The sequence below is a fragment of the Hydrogenophaga sp. genome (genome assembly GCF_041633695.1).
GTDB lineage: Bacteria > Pseudomonadota > Gammaproteobacteria > Burkholderiales > Burkholderiaceae_C > Hydrogenophaga.
In genome coordinates this window covers 1-3,470 of sequence record NZ_JBFJMY010000436.1, presented here as the reverse complement: position 1 = coordinate 3,470, position 3,470 = coordinate 1, and the positions used below count along the sequence as shown (strand labels likewise).

The following is a 3,470-nucleotide window of genomic DNA, read 5'->3' as shown; positions in this document are numbered from 1 at the left end:
TTTTGAAGACCGAGACCCCGGCAGGTGGTGTGCGTGTGTTCAGCGAAAAGAACACCTTGAAGGTGCGCAAGATGTTGCAGATGGCCGCAGGGCCTGGTGGCACGGCGCCACTGGCACAAACCATGGGCTACTCGGTGGGTGGCAAGACCGGTACCGCGCACAAGGTCGAAGGCAAGGGCTATTCGGCTGACAAATACCGCAGCTGGTTTGTGGGCTTGGCCCCGGTCGATGCGCCGCGCATCATCGTGGCGGTCATGATCGATGAACCCCGCAACGGCCAATATTTTGGTGGCCTGGTGGCAGCGCCCGTGTTCAGCGAAATGGTGCAGCAGACCTTGCGCATTCTGGGCGTGCAGCCCGACATGACGGTCAAGCCCCAGATCGTTGACGCGGGTGTGGAGGAGTCGTTCTGATGCGCACGCTGTATACCGCCCAGACCGTGGCCGCCTGGTTGCACCAGCGTGTCACGGGTGAACTGCGTTGTGACAGCCGGCAGTTGCAAGCCGGTGACGGTTTTGTCGCCTGGCCGGGTGCGGCCACCGATGGCCGGCTCTTTGTGACCGAAGCTCTGCGCGCCGGGGCCAGTGCCGCCCTGGTGGAGCACGAAGGGGCCGACGCCTTTGGCTTTGACGACGAGCGGGTGGCTGCTTTGTCGGGACTCAAGGCGCAGTCGGGTGCCGTGGCATCGACATACTACGGCGAGCCGAGCGCCGAACTCGATGTGGTGGCCATCACCGGCACCAACGGCAAGACCTCCACCGCGTGGTGGACGGCCCAGCTCTTGTCGGCCTTGCAGCGCCCATGTGCGGTGGCCGGCACCTTGGGCATGGGCATGCCCGACGGTGTGCACGCCCCGGCCAACAGTGCGCTGCAGCACACCGGTCTGACCACGCCCGACCCCGTCATGCTGCAGGCGCGCTTGCGCCGCTTTGTGAACGACGGTGTGAAGGCCTGCGCCATCGAAGCCTCGTCCATCGGTCTGGTTGAGGGGCGCCTGAACGCCACCCGCATCCAAGTGGCGGTGTTCACGAATTTCACCCAGGACCACCTCGATTTCCACGGCGGCATGTGCGACTACTGGGCCGCCAAGGCGCAGTTGTTCGACTGGCCGGGGTTGGTGTCGGCGGTCGTGAACGTGGACGATCCGCAGGGCGTTGCCCTGGCGCAGACCTTGGCTTTGCGCCAGCTCGATCTGTGGACCGTGTCGATCGAAGACGCGCCCCCGTTCGCTGGGGCACGCCTGGTGGCGCGCGATCTGGCGTTCACGTCGGCGGGCCTGCGGCTGGTCGTGGCCGAACGCGGTGCCGCCGATACCCACACCATCGAGCTGCCGCTGGTGGGGCGCTACAACGTGTCCAATTTGTTGTGTGTGCTGGCCGCTGCGCGCGCACTCGGTGTGCCGTTGGCCGACGCGGTGCAAGCCTGCGCCAGCCTCACACCGGTGCCGGGCCGCATGGAGCAGGTGGGCGCAGCGCAGGCCGACCGGCCGCTGGTGTTGGTGGACTACGCCCACACACCCGATGCGCTGGAAAAGGCCTTGCAGGCTTTGCAGCCGCTGGCGCAACAACGCGGTGGCGCCCTGTGGGTGGTGGTGGGCTGCGGCGGTGACCGCGACGCGGGCAAGCGGCCGCTCATGGCGGCCGTGGCCGAACGCGAAGCCCAGCACCTGGTGCTCACCAGCGACAACCCCCGCAGCGAAAATCCGCTGCACATCCTGGCCCAGATGGCTGCGGGATTGGCCGATGCGAAGCGCCCGACCACCGAACCCGACCGTGCCCAGGCGATCGCCTGGGCGGTGCAGAACGCCCAGGCCCAGGACGTGGTGCTGGTGGCGGGCAAAGGACACGAAGCGTATCAAGACGTGATGGGTGTGAAGTCGCCGTTTTCCGATCGCGAGCAGGCGGCTGCGGCGCTGGCTTCGCGCAACCATGGCAAGGGTGCCGCCACATGAACACACTGGGTCCATTGTTGATGCAACTGCCGGGCGCCCGCGCCGTGGGCGGCGCTGTGCAAGGCGTGTTGCGCGTGCACACCGACACCCGCAGCCTGCAGGCGGGCGATTTGTTCGTGGCGCTCAAGGGCGAACGTTTCGATGCCCACGACTTTTTGCCACAGGCGCGCGCACAAGGTGCGGTGGCGGCGCTCGCCCACGCCGGTCTGGACCATGCCGGTCTGCCGGGGGTGGAGGTGGCGGACACCCGGCTGGCGCTGGGCCAGCTGGCACGCCTGTGGCGGGCCCAGTACGATCTGCCGTTGATCGCGGTGACCGGCAGCAACGGCAAGACCACGGTCACGCAAATGATCGCGTCCATTCTGCGTGCGCACGCTGGCGAACAGGCGCTGGCCACGCAAGGGAATTTCAACAACGACATCGGTGTGCCGCTCACGCTGTTGCGCCTGCGCGAACACCACCGCGTTGCGGTGGTCGAACTGGGTATGAACCACCCCGGTGAAATCGAACTGCTGGCCCAGATGGCACAGCCCACGGTGGCGCTGGTCAACAACGCCCAGCGCGAGCACCTGGAATTCATGGCCACGGTGGACGCGGTGGCGCAGGAAAACGGGCAAGTCATTTCGGCGTTGCACGCCAACGGGGTGGCGGTCTTCCCATCCGACGACGCTTTCACCGGCCTGTGGCAAGACATGGCCGGTCAGCGCCGGGTCATCAGTTTCAGCGACGCCGATGCCGACGCCGATGTGCGTGCCCGTCAGGCCCACTGGCGCGACGGGGTCTGGCAGGTCGAGTTCGACACGCCGCTGGGAACCCAGGGCTGCACCTTGCACATCGCCGGTCGGCACAACGTGCGCAACGCCATGGCCGCCACGGCCTGTGCGTTGGCTGCGGGCGTGCCGCTGAGCGTGATCGCGCAAGGCCTGAGCGCCTTCGTACCCGTCGGCGGCCGTTCGCGTGCCTTGCGCTTGCAATTGGGTTCGCGGGGCCTGACCCTGATCGACGACACCTACAACGCCAATCCGGATTCGGTGCGTGCCGCCATCGACGTGCTGGCCGAACTGCCCGGTCCGCGTCTGCTGGTGCTGGGTGACATGGGTGAAGTCGGCACGCAAGGCCTGGCTTTTCACGAAGAAGTGCTGCGGCACGCGCAGGCCTCTGGCATTGAAGAAGTGCATTGCACCGGCGACTGGATGCAACAGGCCTGCGAAGCGCTGCAATCCGCCGATGGCAGCGCGCCCCGGCACTGGAGCGATGTGCAGGCGCTGGTGAGTCATGTCTGCGAGCGTGCGACCCAGGGACCGGGCGTGAACAGCGTGCTCGTCAAGGGCTCGCGCTTCATGCGCATGGAGCGGGTGGTGCAGGCCTTGACCGTGCTGTCCAGCCAACACCCACAAACACAAGAGGACACCACGCATGCTGCTTAGTCTGGCCATCTGGCTGCAAGGGCTTTCGCCGGAATTCGGTTTCCTGCGGGTGTTCCAGTACCTCACGTTTCGCGCCGTGATGGCGGCCCTGA

3 protein-coding genes are annotated in these 3,470 nt (G+C 66.6%); all 3 read left to right on the top strand.

What is annotated here, in order from left to right:
* Positions 1 to 413: penicillin-binding transpeptidase domain-containing protein (locus ABYB95_RS19635; RefSeq protein ID WP_372660759.1), on the top strand; the 413-nt coding region annotated here is incomplete at its 5' end.
* Positions 413 to 1,951 carry a UDP-N-acetylmuramoyl-L-alanyl-D-glutamate--2,6-diaminopimelate ligase gene (locus ABYB95_RS19630; protein WP_372660756.1) on the top strand — a complete coding sequence of 513 codons (1,539 nt, stop codon included), beginning with the start codon at positions 413 to 415 and terminating at the stop codon, positions 1,949 to 1,951. The genes ABYB95_RS19635 and ABYB95_RS19630, both read left to right, overlap by 1 nt.
* Complete coding sequence (gene murF / locus ABYB95_RS19625; protein WP_372660753.1) at positions 1,948 to 3,378, top strand: UDP-N-acetylmuramoyl-tripeptide--D-alanyl-D-alanine ligase; 1,431 nt, start codon at positions 1,948 to 1,950, stop codon at positions 3,376 to 3,378. Before ABYB95_RS19630 ends, murF begins: the two co-directional genes overlap by 4 nt.
* The last annotated feature ends 92 nt before the right edge of the window (positions 3,379 to 3,470 follow it).

Coding starts and splice junctions, on each gene's coding strand:
- ABYB95_RS19630 (WP_372660756.1), top strand. CDS start 413: ATGCGCACGCTGTATACCGCCCAGACCGTGGCCGCCTGGTTGCACCAG.
- murF (WP_372660753.1), top strand. CDS start 1,948: ATGAACACACTGGGTCCATTGTTGATGCAACTGCCGGGCGCCCGCGCC.